Below are 14,274 nucleotides of genomic sequence, written 5' to 3'. Positions count from 1 at the left end.
ACAGCATGCAGATTTAGGAAAGGATCGTTCCATGACCACTGAGACACCAATCCGCTGGGGCATCATCGGCCCCGGCAGGATCGCACAGACTTTTGCCGATGGTATCGCCCATTCCCACAGCGGCAAGCTGGTGGCCATCGCCAGCCGCAATCCTGACAAGCCGGGCCTGAGCGACGGTTTCCCGGGCGCGCGCATCGTTAGCGGTTATGAAGCCCTGCTCGCCGACAAGGAAATCGACGCCGTCTATATCGCCACGCCGCACACCGGCCATGCCGAATGGGCGATCAAGGCGGTCCGCGCCGGCAAGCATGTGCTCGTCGAAAAGCCGATCGCGCTTTCCGCCTTCGATGCGGAGGCCATCTATTACGAGGCCAAGAAAGCCGGTGTCTTCGCCGGCGAAGCCTTCATGTATCGCGTCCATCCGCAGACGGCGAAGCTGATCGAACTCGTCAAGAGCGGCGTGATCGGCGATCTGCGCATCATCCGTACCTCCTTCGGCTTCAACATGGGCAAGGTCAATCCGGAACACCGGCTGTTTGCCAATGAGACTGCCGGCGGCGGCATCCTCGATGTCGGCGGCTATCCGGTCTCTATGGCCCGCCTGATCGCCGGTGCGGTCGACGGCAAGCCGTTCCTCGATCCTGAAAAGGTCTCCGGCGTCGGCCATCTCGGCCAGACTGGCGTCGACGAATGGGCTTCCGCCGTCCTGAAGTTCCCGAACGGCATCATTGCCGAAGTGTCCTGCTCGATCATGGCGAACCAGGACAACACGCTGCGCATCATCGGCTCCGAAGGCCGTATCGAAGTCGCCGACTTCTGGTTCGCCTCCGGCCATAAGGGCGGCGTCGGCAAGATCAACGTGATCAAGGGCGGCGAAACCCAGACGATCGAGGTCAAGGAAGATCGCTGGCTCTATTCCTTCGAAGTCGATGCGGCCGGCGATGCCATCCGCGCCGGACAAAAGGAATTCGCCTATCCCGGCATCGGCTGGGCCGATTCGATCGGCAACCTCAAGGTGCTCGACCAATGGCGCGCCTCGATCGGCCTCGAATATAGCATCGAGAAGGCAGCAAAGCGGACGAAGAACATCGCCGGCGCGACCGTCACCAAGGGCAACAGCATTCCGAAGCGCAGCATTCCCGGCATCTCCAAGCCGGCATCGCTCGTCACGCTCGGCTTCGAGTTCTTCCCGAATTTCGCAGCCGCCTCGCTGACGCTCGACGCGTTCTATGAAGCCGGCGGCAATGCCTTCGACACGGCCTATGTCTATGGCGGCGGCAAGACGGAGAGCATTTTCGGCGACTGGCACACCAGCCGCAACGTGCCGCGCGAGGAGATCGTGCTGATCGGCAAGGGCGCGCATTCGCCGCTTTGCTATCCGGACGTGATCGCCAAGCAGCTCGACCAATCCCTTAACCGCCTGAAGACCGACTATGTCGACATCTACTTCATGCACCGCGACAATACCGACGTTCCGGTCGGCGAGTTCGTCGATGCGATGGATGCCGAGGTGAAGGCCGGCCGCATTCGCGGCATCTTCGGCGGCTCGAACTGGACGCGCGCCCGCTTCGACGAGGCGATCGCCTATGCTCAGAAGAACGGCAAGACGGCACCGGCTGCACTTTCCAACAACTTCTCGCTGGCGGAAATGCTCGATCCGATCTGGGCCGGATGCGTCGCCGCCTCCGACGACGAATGGAAGGCCTGGCTCAACGCCAAGCAGATCCCGAACTTCGCCTGGTCGAGCCAGGGCCGCGGCTTCTTTACCGACCGCGCCGGCCGCGACAAGCGCGACGACGAGGAATTGGTTCGCGTCTGGTATTCCGACCGCAATTTCGGCCGCCGCGACAGGGCGATCGAACTGGCGCAGAAGCTCGGCCGCAGCCCGATCCATATCGCGCTTGCCTATGTCGTCGCACAGCCCTTCCCGGTCATCCCGCTGATCGGCCCACGCACGGTCGCCGAACTGGAAGACAGCCTCTCGGCGCTCGACATCAAGCTGACGCCGGAACAGGTGAAGTGGCTCGAGGGCTGAGATAGGCCTATCGTTCAAAGGCATTATTGACACAAAAGGCCCATCCGGAAACCGGATGGGCCTTTTGCATATGCGTCGTTGATAATTGCCAAATGATCAGGCGGCGAAATCGAATGTCTTCGTATCAGCCCCTTCGAGGCGCAGCAGATAGGCCTTGCGCTCGAGACCGCCGGCAAATCCCCGGAGATCGCCGGCCGATCCCACTACGCGATGGCAGGGTGCGATGATCGAGATCGGGTTGCGGCCATTGGCGGCGCCGACGGCGCGGATCGCCTTTGCCGAACCGATCTCGTTTGCGATCTGGCTGTAGCTGCGCGTCTCGCCGAAGGGGATGGCGAGCAGAGACTGCCAGACCTTCTGCTGGAACTCCGTTCCGACAAAGTCGAGCGGCAGATCGAAAATCTGTCGTTTGCCGGCGAAATATTCGCGCAGCTGCCGCTCGGTCTCCAGCAGCACGGGATGGCTGTTGTCTTCGGTGACGACCAGCAGCGGCACGCGGCCCGGGCGATCATTGTCCCAGAGGATCGCGGCAAGTCCATCATCGCTGCCGACGAGCTTCAGGGCGCCAACGGGCGAATCGATAGTCCGATAGACATACTGTTTTTCCGCATTTTTTTGAGCTTTGGTCATGCCGATATCCTTTCTTTGAATTACACTCGTGGCATCGGGCGAGATTGCCTCGGATGGAGCGCTTATGTCCCTATTGGACCTCAAATGACGGTCGCCAACCACCCGAAAACGGACGACGGGTAGGAAAATCCCGGCATTTCCTGATTCATTTGCTCAGCCGCAAGATAACGCAGCCGCCATGCGCACGCTTGGGGAATGGGCTGGAATTGTGTAGAATCGCGGAAAGCCAGATCGTCAAGCATGCGGAGCTCGATATGACAGTTCGCCCGCCACGCAACTTCAATCCATCTCAAACCAAAGAAACCGGCCTCGGCATCCTCGAATATGAGATGATGTCGGAACGCGCCAGCACGCTCGGCCATCATGGCATGAAGGTGGAAGCGGCGCTTGCCGCGTTGCAAGAGGGCGAAGCCAAGGGCAAGGATGGCGTGGAGCACGAGCGGCTGGTGGATATCGCGGCGCAAGCCGTCTGGGGAATGTTCATCCATCGCGAGATCTGCGGTCTGCGCAACGGCCGCGATGTCATCCAGCGCTATGGCATTCCGAACAAGGTGCTTGCGCGCCTCGGGGCCAGCCCGAGACATCCCTGAATATCAGGATTTCAAAATCGCCTGGAAACGCGGATCGAAGGCGTGGCCGATCGGCTCCGCCGCCGCACCGCGCGCTACAGCCCAAGGGTCGGTCATGCCGAGCTGCAGGCGCGGCAGCAATCGGTCGGGACGATCGGCATTGGAGGGCAACAGCGGCTGCATGGCGGCGATCAGCCGTGTTGCCAACGCGACGGGGGCACCGCCGCACAGAATCACCGTTTGCGGATCGAAGACGGTTTCGATGAGCTGGACACTCCAGCGCAGATCGATCGCCGCCCTTTCGATCCAGGCGAGAATATCCGGATCGTCGGCGGCAGCTCGATCATTGATCAGCGAGTAAATATCAGGCGCCATTGGATCGACGCCGAGGTGATCGTACAGGGAAGCCAGCGAGGCGCGATGCTCGAGCTGGGTCTGTTTTCCGCCTGATGTCAGCAGCGCCATGCCGATTTCGCCGGCATTGCCATGGGCACCACTATAGAGCTCGCCGCCGAGGATCAGCCCGGCACCGATACCGTAGCCGACATAGAGGCAGACGGCATGGTCGAGCCCATGCGCGGCCCCGACCATGCGCTCGGCGGTCGCGCAGGCAGCCGCGTCGTTCTGCAGGGTGACGTTGAGGCCGGTTCCGGCCGACAGCGTTTCCAGCAGCGGAAAGCGTTGCCAGGCACCCATCATCCAGGGATTGTCGGCATCCTCCTGCTCGATACCAAACGGGCCCGGCATCGCGACACCGAGGCCGACGAGGCGCTTCTCCGCTTGCGCGACACTTTGCTTCAGTTCGCTGCGCACATCCTCTACCAGCTGCAGGACAACGGGCGTGCCCGTTGCCGGGCCACCGGCCGGTAGGTTCGCTTCCTTGCGGATGAGGACATTGCCGACGAGGTCGACGGCGATGGCGCGGGTGATGTGGCGGTCGATCTGCAGGCCGATGGCGAAAGCACCTTCCGGCACGAGGCCATAGGGAGTCGAGGGCTGGCCGCGGCCGCGGCGCACCGTTTCCCTTGAGGTCACCAACCCGTCGTGTTCCAGCTCCTCCATGATGTTGGAGACTGTCTGCTTTGTCAGGCGCGTGGCGCGCGCAAGGTCGGCGCGGGAGAGCGCGCCGTTCAGCCTGAGGGCGTCGATGATCACCCGCCGGTTATGGGCGCTGGTGCCCTCATGGTTCGTTCCGCTCGTAGCCCTGATCGGGCGAATATCGTTCATCTGTTTTTGCCTCTTGACAGCAATAGAATATTGAAGAACAAATTAGTCAAGACAATTGACTTAAAAGAAACCACAGAGTTTCATCAGGGAACAAAACGGAGCCTTATGGCTCAGAGACGCGCCGATTGATGTTCGGCGGCCAGCCCGGCCAATTGCCTGCTCGACAACCGATGGCGACGTCAGCCGCCATTGGAAAAATCGCGTGACTGTCAAAAAACCGGAGGATGGAATGTTGAAATCATTGAACAAGACATTGCTCGGCGCAGCGCTGATCGGCGCATCTTTCGCCTCGCACGCCTTTGCCGAAACCACGATCAATGCCCTCTTCATGGCACAGGCTGCCTATAGCGAAGCCGACGTACGCGCCATGACGGATGCCTTCTCCAAGGCCAATCCGGACATCAAGGTCAATCTCGAATTCGTCCCTTATGAAGGCCTGCACGACAAGACCGTGCTGGCTCAAGGGTCCGGCGGCGGCTATGACGTCGTGCTCTTCGACGTGATCTGGCCTGCCGAATACGCGACCAACAAGGTTCTGGTCGACGTTTCCTCGCGCATCTCCGACGACACGAAGAAGAGCGTGCTGCCGGGTGCCTGGACGACGGTCCAGTATGACGGCAAGTCCTATGGCATGCCGTGGATCCTCGACACCAAGTATCTGTTCTACAACAAGGACATCCTGGAAAAGGCCGGCATCAAGACGCCGCCGAAGACCTGGGACGAACTGAACGAACAGGCGAAGATCATCAAGGACAAGGGTCTTCTCGCCACCCCGATCGCCTGGAGCTGGTCGCAGGCCGAGGCCGCGATCTGCGACTATGCAACGCTCGTCAGCGCCTATAAGGGCGACTTCATCAAGGACGGCAAGCCGGCCTTCCAGACCGGTGGCGGCCTCGATGCCCTGAAGTACATGGTCACAAGCTACAAGTCCGGCCTCACCAACCCGAACTCCAAGGAATTCCTCGAAGAGGATGTCCGCAAGGTCTTCGAAAACGGCGACGCCGCCTTCGCGCTGAACTGGACCTACATGTACAACATGGCCAATGACCCGAAGGACAGCAAGGTCGCGGGCAAGGTCGGCGTCGTACCGGCACCGGGCGTTGCCGGCAAGAGCGAGGCTTCTGCCGTCAACGGTTCGATGGGCCTTGGCATCACGTCCGCCAGCAAGCATCCGGACGAGGCCTGGAAGTACATCACTTTCATGACCTCGCAGGCAACGCAGAACCAGTATGCCAAGCTCAGCCTGCCGATCTGGGCGTCGTCCTATGACGATCCAGCCGTGACAAAAGGCCAGGAAGAACTGATCGCGGCCGCAAAGGTCGGCCTCGCGGCCATGTATCCGCGTCCGACGACGCCGAAATATCAGGAACTGTCGACCGCACTGCAGCAGGCGATCCAGGAATCCCTGCTCGGCCAATCTTCTCCGGAAGATGCGCTGAAGTCTGCTGCCGACAATAGCGGTCTCTGATACCCTTATCGGGCGGTACTAGTTGCCGCCCGCCTCTCTTGATCCTCCATGAAGAATGAAAGAAGGGGCCCGCCATGTCCGGCACCTCTATGACAACCCGCGCCTGGCTTTTGATGCTGCCGCTGCTTGTGGTGATGATCGCCGTCATCGGCTGGCCTCTCGTCGACACGGTCGGCCTTTCTTTCACCGATGCGAAGCTTGTGGGAACCGGCGGCAATTTCGTCGGGATCGACAACTATGCAAAGATGCTGGCGAATTCCAATTTCCAGCGCACCCTGATCACCACGGCCTGGTTCGCAATCGTCTCCGTCGCCGCCGAAATGGTGCTCGGCGTGCTGGCCGCCCTGCTGCTGAATCAGAATTTCAAGGGCCGTGGCGTGCTGCGCGCGCTGATGATCCTGCCCTGGGCGCTGCCGACCGTCGTCAACGCAACGCTCTGGCGGCTGATCTACAATCCCGAATATGGCGCGCTCAACGCGGCCCTCACCCAAATTGGCCTGCTCGACGCCTATCGTTCCTGGCTCGGCGAGCCGGGCACGGCGCTCACGGCACTCATAGTCGCCGATTGCTGGAAGAATTTCCCGCTGGTGGCGCTGATTGCGCTCGCCGCCCTGCAGGCCGTGCCGCGCGATATCACCGCCGCCTCGCTGGTTGACGGCGCCGGCCCCTTCAAGCGCTTCCGCTTCGTCATCCTTCCCTATCTTGTGGGACCGCTGATGGTGGCGCTGGTGCTGCGTACCATTGAGGCTTTCAAGGTCTTCGACATCATCTGGGTCATGACGCGCGGCGGCCCGGCAAACAGCACGCGCACGCTGTCGATCCTTGTCTATCAGGAAGCCTTCTCCTTCCAGCGGGCAGGGTCTGGCGCGTCGCTTGCCCTCATCGTCACGCTGCTGGTCACGGTGCTTGCCGCCGCCTATGCCACCCTCGTCCGCAAAACAGCAGGGAGTGCCACCTGATGGAACGCAAGAGCCCGCTCTTCACCTGCTTCATCTATGTATGCGCCATCCTGCTCGCCGTCGTCATCCTGGCGCCGATCGCCTGGCTCTTCATTATGAGCATTTCGCCGGCTGCCGACCTTGCCGCCAAGCCGCTGCGCTGGTGGCCGCAGACGGCGGACTTCTCACGCTACAAAGTGCTGCTGTCGATGCTGGAAAACAGCGAGGGCGCGGCTTTCACCTCGTCGCTGCGCAACAGCATCGAAGTCGCCGGCATGGCGACCATCGCCGCTATTGCGCTCGCCATCCCCGCCGGTTGGGCCGTGTCGCGCACGCCATCCGTCGGGTGGTCGCTTTCCATGGTCATCGCCACCTACATGCTGCCGCCGGTGGCGCTCGCCGTACCGCTCTATATGGGCCTTGCCTATCTCGGCCTGCTCAACAACGTCTTCGGACTGGCGCTCGTCTATCTGACGATTCTCGCGCCCTTTACGACCTGGCTGATGAAATCCGGCTTTGATTCTATCCCGAAGGAGATCGAGGCTGCGGCGATGATCGATGGCGCTGGGCTGTTCCAGACCCTGAAGATCATCACGCTGCCGCTTGCCATGCCTGTCATGGCGACCTCGGCGCTCTTCGCCTTCCTGCTTGCCTGGGATGAATTCTTCTATGCGCTGCTCTTCACGTCAGACCAGCGCGCCAAGACCCTCACCGTCGCCATAGCGGATCTGGCCGGCGGCCGTGTCTCGGATTACGGACTGATCGCGACTGCCGGTGTGCTGGCCGCCCTGCCCCCGGTGCTGATCGGCCTTGTCATGCAACGTGCCCTGATCTCGGGCCTGACCAATGGCGGCGTCAAGGGATGACCATGACCAAAGAGAAAACACGCCCCGAGGGGCTCGCCGCGATCGACCGCGAAATGGCTCGCCAGCATGCCGATGCACTCGCCTCCTTCGATGCCACAAGCGACATGGCCGCCAAGGCCGCAGCCTCGCTGAAGCGCACCGGCAAGCTCTTGCTGCTCGGCATGGGCGGCTCGCACGCCGTCAACCGCGCCGTTGAGCCGCTCTATCGCGCAGCGGGCATCGATGCGATCGCGCTGCCGCTCTCCGAACACCTCGGCCAGCCGCTGTCGCTGGAGGGCCGCACGATCTTCATGACCTCGCAATCCGGCGAGAGCGCCGAAGTGGTGCGCTGGTTCAACGAGACGGGCGGCACTGCCGAGACCTTTGGCCTGACGCTGGAAGGCGGCTCCTTCCTTGCGAGGACCGCTCCATCCCTCGTCGGCGCCGGCGGCACCGAGCTTGCCTTTGCGGCCACCCGCAGCCTTACCGTCAGCTTCGCGCTGCATCTGGCGATCTTCGCCGCGCTGGGGCAGGATCCGGCTCGAGCGCTCGCCGTGCTTCGTGCGCCCGAAGCGCTCGATATCAAGCCGGCACTTGCGGCCCTCGCCAATGTCGCGACGGTCGTCACCTCAGGCCGCCGCCTGCAGGGCGTGGCCGAGGCGCTGGCGCTCGGCCTCACCGAACTTTCCCGTCGTCCCTGCTTCTCGCTTGAAGGCGGCCAACTGCGCCATGGTCCGATGGAAATGCTCGGTCCCTCGATCGGCGTCGTCCTCTTCCGCGGCAATGATGCAACGGCGAACCTCGTAACCGCGATGGCCGTTTCCGCCGTCGAGACGGGTGCGCCCGTAATCATCTTTGACGGCTCCGAGGAAGAGCCTGTGCCCGGCTGCGTCACGCTGCGCTTCAAGCCGGAAATCGGTCTTGCCGCCATCTTCCAGATGCTGCCCGTCGCCCAGTCGTTGATGATCGCCTTTGCCGACGAGCGGGTGGAGAATGCCGGCACGCCGGTTCGCTCGACCAAGATCACCCGGAGCGAATGAATGAAGCCGCTTGCAGTCATCGGCAACGTCAATATTGACCTGATCCTCGGACCCGCAGCACCATGGCCGAAGGCCGGCACCGAGATCATCGTCGATCACGACGAGCTGCGCGTCGGCGGTCAGGCGGGCAACAGCGCGCTTGCCTGGGAAGGTCTTGGTGTCGATTACGAGATTTCGGCCAATGTCGGCAGCGACCAGTTCGGACGCTGGCTCAGCGAGGCCTTCGGCGCGCGCAGCAGCAAGTGGCCGGTACGTCCGGAGGGGACGACACTCTCGGTCGGCATCACCCATCCCGATGGCGAGCGCACCTTCTTCACGACGCGTGGCCACCTGCCAAGGTTCAATCTCATTGACGTACTTGCGGTTCTCGATGGCGGGAGACTTGCCGGCGGCTATGCGCTGCTCTGCGGCGCCTTCCTCACCGAGGATCTCACGCGGGATTACGATGCCTTGTTCGACTGGGCTGAGAAGCATGGAATCACCGTCGCGCTCGACACAGGCTGGCCGCTAGACGGCTGGACTAAAAAGAATTGCGATGCCACGCGGCGCTGGCTTTCCCGCTGCGGCGTGGCGCTCATGAACGAAGTCGAGACGACGACCTTAGCCGGCATGGATGATCCTGCCGAAGCCGCTCGCGCGCTCCATGCTTTGATGCCTCAAGATGCCATCTTCGTCGTCAAGCGCGGTCCGGATGGCGCGATCGCCATCAATGCTGACGGCAGGCTCGTTTCGGCTACGGCGCCAAAAGTCACAGTGGTCGATACGATCGGCGCCGGCGATGTCTTCAATGCCGGCTTCCTGGCCGCCCTTGCCCGCGGAGAGCCGATTGCAGCCTGTCTTTCGGCGGGGACCGCAGTCGCTTCCCGCGCCATTTCCACTCTGCCGCGCAGCTACGGCCCGGCCCAAGCATCCGAGGAGGCCGTTCAATGAGCGCGCTCGAAATCCAGAACATCCGCAAGAGCTATGGCGAAGTGGAGACGCTGAAAGGCATCGATATTTCGCTTGAAAGCGGCGAGTTCCTGGTGCTGCTTGGCTCGTCAGGCTGCGGCAAGTCCACGCTGCTCAACATCATCGCCGGGCTTGCCGAGGCAACCAGCGGCGATATCCGCATCGGTGATCGCTCCGTGCTCGGCGTTCACCCGAAGGACCGCGACATCGCCATGGTGTTCCAGTCCTACGCGCTCTATCCAAACCTCTCGGTCCACCGCAACATCGGCTTCGGCCTGGAAATGCGCAAGGTGCCTGCCGCAGAGCGCGACAAGGCGGTGCGCGAGGCGGCGAAGCTCTTGCAGATCGAAGCGCTGCTGGAGCGCAAGCCGAGCCAACTTTCCGGCGGCCAGCGCCAGCGCGTCGCGATCGGCCGGGCACTGGTGCGCAACCCGGAGGTCTTCCTCTTCGATGAGCCGCTCTCCAACCTCGACGCCAAGCTGCGCATGGAGATGCGCACCGAGCTGAAGCGCCTACACCAGATGCTGAAGACCACCGTCGTCTATGTGACGCACGACCAGATCGAGGCGATGACGCTCGCAACGCGCATCGCCGTGATGCGCGACGGCCGGATCGAGCAGCTCGGCACGCCGGACGAAATCTACAATCATCCGGCAACACTTTACGTCGCGACCTTCGTCGGTGCGCCGCCGATGAACCTTTTGAACGCGACCGCTGACCAGGGTTCGCTGCGCATCGACGGCACCTCGATCACCCTGCCGATGCCGTCGACGAAAGCGCCGATCAACCAAGGCCAGGAGCTGGTCATCGGCATCCGGCCGGAAACACTGCATCTCGATGAGGGCGGCAAGCTCGAAGCCATATGCGAAGTCGCGGAATTGACCGGCCCCGAACTGATCGTGACAGCGCAGGCGGGCTCGCAGCGGCTGATGGCCTGCCTGCCGCCGCGCACAGTGATTGCCGAAGGACAGAAATTCAAACTCGGCTTCGATGCCGGCGCGCTGCATCTCTTTGATCGCACGACTGGCCAGCGCTGCGAATAGATCTTCGCACCCCTGGAGACATGATCGCTAAGGGTGCGCAGGCGGCCTCTGTGGTCCCCGGAGTCCGCCTGCAATAATTTTATTTCCGCAATGTTGCCGCAAGGCGGAGCGCCGAACCTGACGATGCAAACGATCGTCAGGAAAGAGCCATGTTTCAACTTCAACGCCGCGTGCGATGGCCTTTCGTCGGGCTTCAATTGAGCAATGTCGCTCTGAATTCCAGCCATGCCTTTGCAGCCGTCCTCTATCCCTGGATCATGTACGATCTCACCCGCAGCGTCGTGTGCATGGCGCTGATCGCTTTCGTGAACGGCACGGTTCTTCTGATCGGCATGGTCTTTGCCGGCTATGTGGCGGAGATGCTGGGCACGCGCCACACCGCGCTCATCTCCGCGAAGATCGGCATGGTGGCGTCGCTGATAATCGCGATCCTTTATATGGCGGGTTTCCTGCATCCGGGCGCCTTCCTCCTTCTCAGCTTCGCAGGGTCGATCCTCGACGGCCCGGCAACTGTCGCCACCGAGGCAAAGACGCCGGAAATCGCCCGGCTTTCGAGGCTGTCATCAGCCACAGCGGTTTCCATCGACGATACGATCGATGGCCTCTTGCTGTTGACGGCTTCTGCCTCCAGCGCTTTCATCATTGCCGTCATCGGCCCGAAAGATGCGGCATGGTGGATCGTAATCGGCAATTTCATCGCCATGGTGCTGCTGTTCTTCAGCCTGCCGCGGTTCCGGCTGGGGCCGACGCCGAAGCTTGGCGATATCCTCCACGCCGGCAGGCGGTTCCGCCCTGCAGCCGTGTCTTTGCCATTCGCTCTTTGCGCAAGCGCGGCGCTCGGCTTCTTCATGGTACTGCAGATTTTCATCGTGCCGGCCGCCTTGCGCCTGCAGGGCGAATCGGTGGCGTGGCTCGGGCTCTTCGTTGCAGCATCGGCGACGGGCACGATCATGATGAACCTGCATCTCGCATCGCGCCATGTCTTACCGGCGCCTACGGCTATCGTTTCCAAGGCTCTGCTCGGCCTGGCGCTTTCGATGGGCATTCTATGGATCGAGATTTCGCCGATGACGATGATGGTGGCCGGTCTCGTCGCCGGATTGGCGAACGGCTGGCTTTCACCCGCCTTCGTCGCGATCCTGCAATCGAGGCCGCCACGCGACCGCCGACCCCATGTGATGGGTCTTTCCTATTCGATCGCTCTGCTATTCCTGCCGGTCGAATATATGCTGACAGGCGCTGCGATGGGTCTGACCTCATTTCGCACGACCTGCATCTTTCTGGCATTCTTGCTGTCGCTGGGCGCGGCCGTCGGCGCGGCGTGGCTGGAATCCGTTCATTACGAGGAGCCGCAAGCAGTCGACTAAAACGAAGGATGGGCAGGTAGACTGCGCGCAAGGACGCTAATCGGTCGGGAAATGAACTTCACGATCGAGATTGGCAGAGACGCCATCATCAAGCCAACGGACGAAGGTCCTGCATACCCATCGGGACATTCCGACCGCTAGACCTTAACAAATAGTTAAGGAAATCCGATCAACTATCTTAAAATATTAGATAATTTCTGAAGATTTTCAATCCTGCAATGTACCTGCAATTCTCGCCGGCAAAATGACCTCCATCTCCTGAAGACGACCCGCTCCCCAAGGCGGTCCGGTCCCGGAGAGCAGCAGGAACCGATATCCGGTTCTCCAACGCAACAGAGACCTTGCAAGCGTCGAGAGTGGCGCATGGGTTTCGTATGGAGTTAGCAATGTCGCTCAGCGTAAAATCTTTCCTGTTCGCGGCTCTGGCCATGGCGGCCGCAAACAATGCATCAGCCGCCGATCTTACCACCTATCAGGCCCCGGATGCCTCCGCCTATGACAGGCCGCCGGCCTTTCAGTGGAGCGGCACCTATTTCGGTGCCCATGGCGGTATCGCCTCGCGGAGGTTCAACCCTTTCGCCAGCGGCAAGGGGCTGACCGGCGGCGTGCAAGCCGGCTACAATTTCCAGGTGGGACCAGGCATCGTCGGCGCCGAACTGGAAGGCTCCTATCTCGGAAACAACGAACTGCACGTACCGAACGGCAAGGTGGAAGAGCGCTTCCGCGGCGCCGCCAAGGCCAAGGCCGGCCTGACCTTCGACCGTACGCTGGTCTATGGCACCGCGGGTCTGACGATGACGAAGTTCGAAGGCGGCAGGGGCGTTTCTACCTCGGGCAGCTGGAAGCAGGGTTATCTTGTCGGCGGCGGCGTCGAACAGGGCTTCGGCGGCGGCCTGTCGGCCAAGATCGAATATAACTACGTCATGACCAACGACGTCTCCACGACAACATCGAGCGGCAAGTCGAAGACCGATCTGCGCGATCACGTCATCAAGGCCGGCCTGAACTATCGCTTCTGATCGCCGATTTGCAGAGGTCGGTACGCTTTTTTCAAGCCAAGGCGGGCCTGACGGAGAGCGGCGGAGGATGGCTGATCGAACCCCAAATCAGCGCTTTCGCCGCTTTCGATCATGAAAGTCAGCCGCGTCATGCCTATGCAATCGAACCATTCGCTGCCATCGCGTTTCGCACGATCGGCGGTCTTGCGGTTGCCCGAAAGTTGCCGGACAATCCCGGTGGAAAAGTGCAGCGGAGCGATGACTGATCCGCCGAAGGATCCGACCGCATGAGACACCAAGCCCCGTGGTTCCATGTCAAAGCCTATGGTTACGGAGCCGGCCGGCCTTGCTGCTGGCAGGGCTGGATGGCGCTTGTTATCTATGCGCTGGTGCTGATGGCCTTTATCTTCGTCGACGGGCCTAATGCGGATAGTCATCCAATCGACTACACCACGGCGATCATCGTCCCGACGGCATTGCTGATTTTCGTTGCCTGGTGGAAAGGGGATGCCCCATGGCGTTGGCGATGGGGCAAAATCGACGAACCAGGCCGGGATTGAGTTGATCCCTTGCGAGCAGCGGAATCATCCGGCTTCCGCTGGACGGCTGGAGGGATTTATTCGCATTCAAGCGAAGGTTGGCGAAAACTCGTTACATACCAATCGGGACCGGAGCCTCGGGTATAGAAGGTGTAGAAACATTCCGTATGCTCGACATAGCCGGGCGTTTCGGTGACTTCATAACGTTTGCCGCGACGTGTATCCCGGATTTCGCCGCTGGATTGGCCTGACACCACCTGCGTCTTCTGCTTGCGCCATTGATAGGCACGCGCGCCCGGGCCTAGATCATAGACATTATCCGGCGGACCATAGTCCAGCATCACGCTGCTGATCGGCGCGCCAATATAGCTCTTCATGATCTGCGAGGCACAGGCCGACAGAATCAGCAGGACTATGAGCGCAGCAATTCCACGGGGGAGCTGCTTCATGCGAATGGCAGGCATCAGAACGTCCTTTGCAACTGGAGAGGGATTGCAGGCAGAGGTACGTTTCATGGATTACGGCAGCATTGCGCTTTCCGGCGTCAGCCGCTTTTTGTCTGGCGCCCGAGGATCTGGCGGTTACCTTCCTTGCGGCCTTCAGGTTATGGTTAGTTTATCGACCGCT

General features: G+C 61.4%; 15 protein-coding genes. 11 read left to right on the top strand and 4 right to left on the bottom strand.

Annotated features, from left to right (window positions below):
- Positions 1 to 31: 31 nt before the first annotated feature.
- Positions 32 to 2,035, top strand: coding sequence for an aldo/keto reductase (locus AC13QE_RS29240; protein WP_488486366.1), 2,004 nt, complete (start codon positions 32 to 34; stop codon positions 2,033 to 2,035).
- A gap of 96 nt (positions 2,036 to 2,131) precedes the next feature.
- Here AC13QE_RS29240 and AC13QE_RS29235 read toward each other — a convergent pair whose 3' ends face one another.
- Positions 2,132 to 2,665 (bottom strand): methylated-DNA--[protein]-cysteine S-methyltransferase, encoded by a 534-nt coding sequence (locus AC13QE_RS29235; RefSeq protein WP_488486365.1) that lies wholly within the window; start codon positions 2,663 to 2,665, stop codon positions 2,132 to 2,134.
- A gap of 80 nt (positions 2,666 to 2,745) precedes the next feature.
- A complete protein-coding gene (locus tag AC13QE_RS29230) occupies positions 2,746 to 2,907 on the bottom strand; it encodes a hypothetical protein (RefSeq protein WP_488486364.1) in 162 nt (53 codons plus the stop codon).
- A 12-nt stretch (positions 2,908 to 2,919) separates the two neighbouring features.
- Here AC13QE_RS29230 and AC13QE_RS29225 point away from each other — a divergent pair, with 12 nt between their 5' ends.
- Positions 2,920 to 3,255 carry a DUF6665 family protein gene (locus AC13QE_RS29225; protein WP_488486363.1) on the top strand — a complete coding sequence of 112 codons (336 nt, stop codon included), beginning with the start codon at positions 2,920 to 2,922 and terminating at the stop codon, positions 3,253 to 3,255.
- A gap of 3 nt (positions 3,256 to 3,258) precedes the next feature.
- Here AC13QE_RS29225 and AC13QE_RS29220 read toward each other — a convergent pair whose 3' ends face one another.
- Positions 3,259 to 4,461 carry an ROK family transcriptional regulator gene (locus AC13QE_RS29220; protein WP_132721798.1) on the bottom strand — a complete coding sequence of 401 codons (1,203 nt, stop codon included), beginning with the start codon at positions 4,459 to 4,461 and terminating at the stop codon, positions 3,259 to 3,261.
- Between the two features lie 229 nt (positions 4,462 to 4,690).
- Here AC13QE_RS29220 and AC13QE_RS29215 point away from each other — a divergent pair, with 229 nt between their 5' ends.
- The 9 genes from AC13QE_RS29215 to AC13QE_RS29175 all read left to right on the top strand — a co-directional run bounded on the left by AC13QE_RS29215 (position 4,691) and on the right by AC13QE_RS29175 (position 13,668).
- Positions 4,691 to 5,929 (top strand): extracellular solute-binding protein, encoded by a 1,239-nt coding sequence (locus AC13QE_RS29215; protein ID WP_488486362.1) that lies wholly within the window; start codon positions 4,691 to 4,693, stop codon positions 5,927 to 5,929.
- A 74-nt stretch (positions 5,930 to 6,003) separates the two neighbouring features.
- A complete protein-coding gene (locus AC13QE_RS29210; protein WP_488486361.1) occupies positions 6,004 to 6,888 on the top strand; it encodes a carbohydrate ABC transporter permease in 885 nt (294 codons plus the stop codon).
- The gene (locus tag AC13QE_RS29205) at positions 6,888 to 7,733 is read left to right on the top strand and encodes a carbohydrate ABC transporter permease (RefSeq protein WP_488486360.1); all 846 of its coding nucleotides are present in this window, start codon (positions 6,888 to 6,890) and stop codon (positions 7,731 to 7,733) included. Before AC13QE_RS29210 ends, AC13QE_RS29205 begins: the two co-directional genes overlap by 1 nt.
- Entirely contained in the window at positions 7,730 to 8,752 is a 1,023-nt protein-coding gene (locus AC13QE_RS29200; protein WP_488486359.1) for an SIS domain-containing protein, read from the top strand. The genes AC13QE_RS29205 and AC13QE_RS29200 overlap by 4 nt, the downstream gene beginning before the upstream one ends.
- Positions 8,753 to 9,682: a PfkB family carbohydrate kinase gene (locus AC13QE_RS29195; RefSeq protein ID WP_488486358.1), complete on the top strand. Its 930-nt coding sequence runs from the start codon at positions 8,753 to 8,755 to the stop codon at positions 9,680 to 9,682.
- Complete coding sequence (locus tag AC13QE_RS29190) at positions 9,679 to 10,743, top strand: ABC transporter ATP-binding protein (protein WP_488486357.1); 1,065 nt, start codon at positions 9,679 to 9,681, stop codon at positions 10,741 to 10,743. The genes AC13QE_RS29195 and AC13QE_RS29190 overlap by 4 nt, the downstream gene beginning before the upstream one ends.
- A 149-nt stretch (positions 10,744 to 10,892) precedes the next feature.
- Positions 10,893 to 12,110, top strand: coding sequence for an MFS transporter (locus AC13QE_RS29185; RefSeq protein ID WP_488486356.1), 1,218 nt, complete (start codon positions 10,893 to 10,895; stop codon positions 12,108 to 12,110).
- A 386-nt stretch (positions 12,111 to 12,496) separates the two neighbouring features.
- Positions 12,497 to 13,129: an outer membrane protein gene (locus AC13QE_RS29180; RefSeq protein WP_488486355.1), complete on the top strand. Its 633-nt coding sequence runs from the start codon at positions 12,497 to 12,499 to the stop codon at positions 13,127 to 13,129.
- 266 nt (positions 13,130 to 13,395) lie between these two features.
- Positions 13,396 to 13,668 carry a hypothetical protein gene (locus AC13QE_RS29175; RefSeq protein ID WP_488486354.1) on the top strand — a complete coding sequence of 91 codons (273 nt, stop codon included), beginning with the start codon at positions 13,396 to 13,398 and terminating at the stop codon, positions 13,666 to 13,668.
- 56 nt (positions 13,669 to 13,724) lie between these two features.
- Here AC13QE_RS29175 and AC13QE_RS29170 read toward each other — a convergent pair whose 3' ends face one another.
- Positions 13,725 to 14,111 carry a hypothetical protein gene (locus AC13QE_RS29170; protein ID WP_488486353.1) on the bottom strand — a complete coding sequence of 129 codons (387 nt, stop codon included), beginning with the start codon at positions 14,109 to 14,111 and terminating at the stop codon, positions 13,725 to 13,727.
- Positions 14,112 to 14,274: the final 163 nt, after the last annotated feature.

It is taken from the genome of Martinezella sp. CNPSo 3957 (genome assembly GCF_057784395.1).
This window is presented reverse-complemented; position numbering and strand designations above follow the sequence as displayed.

Bases quoted from the DNA above. Each gene is read 5' to 3' on its own strand.
- AC13QE_RS29240 (WP_488486366.1), top strand. From the start codon at position 32: ATGACCACTGAGACACCAATCCGCTGGGGCATCATCGGCCCCGGCAGG.
- AC13QE_RS29235 (WP_488486365.1), bottom strand. From the start codon at position 2,665: ATGACCAAAGCTCAAAAAAATGCGGAAAAACAGTATGTCTATCGGACT.
- AC13QE_RS29230 (WP_488486364.1), bottom strand. From the start codon at position 2,907: ATGCTTGACGATCTGGCTTTCCGCGATTCTACACAATTCCAGCCCATT.
- AC13QE_RS29225 (WP_488486363.1), top strand. From the start codon at position 2,920: ATGACAGTTCGCCCGCCACGCAACTTCAATCCATCTCAAACCAAAGAA.
- AC13QE_RS29220 (WP_132721798.1), bottom strand. From the start codon at position 4,461: ATGAACGATATTCGCCCGATCAGGGCTACGAGCGGAACGAACCATGAG.
- AC13QE_RS29215 (WP_488486362.1), top strand. From the start codon at position 4,691: ATGTTGAAATCATTGAACAAGACATTGCTCGGCGCAGCGCTGATCGGC.
- AC13QE_RS29210 (WP_488486361.1), top strand. From the start codon at position 6,004: ATGTCCGGCACCTCTATGACAACCCGCGCCTGGCTTTTGATGCTGCCG.
- AC13QE_RS29205 (WP_488486360.1), top strand. From the start codon at position 6,888: ATGGAACGCAAGAGCCCGCTCTTCACCTGCTTCATCTATGTATGCGCC.
- AC13QE_RS29200 (WP_488486359.1), top strand. From the start codon at position 7,730: ATGACCATGACCAAAGAGAAAACACGCCCCGAGGGGCTCGCCGCGATC.
- AC13QE_RS29195 (WP_488486358.1), top strand. From the start codon at position 8,753: ATGAAGCCGCTTGCAGTCATCGGCAACGTCAATATTGACCTGATCCTC.
- AC13QE_RS29190 (WP_488486357.1), top strand. From the start codon at position 9,679: ATGAGCGCGCTCGAAATCCAGAACATCCGCAAGAGCTATGGCGAAGTG.
- AC13QE_RS29185 (WP_488486356.1), top strand. From the start codon at position 10,893: ATGTTTCAACTTCAACGCCGCGTGCGATGGCCTTTCGTCGGGCTTCAA.
- AC13QE_RS29180 (WP_488486355.1), top strand. From the start codon at position 12,497: ATGTCGCTCAGCGTAAAATCTTTCCTGTTCGCGGCTCTGGCCATGGCG.
- AC13QE_RS29175 (WP_488486354.1), top strand. From the start codon at position 13,396: ATGAGACACCAAGCCCCGTGGTTCCATGTCAAAGCCTATGGTTACGGA.
- AC13QE_RS29170 (WP_488486353.1), bottom strand. From the start codon at position 14,111: ATGCCTGCCATTCGCATGAAGCAGCTCCCCCGTGGAATTGCTGCGCTC.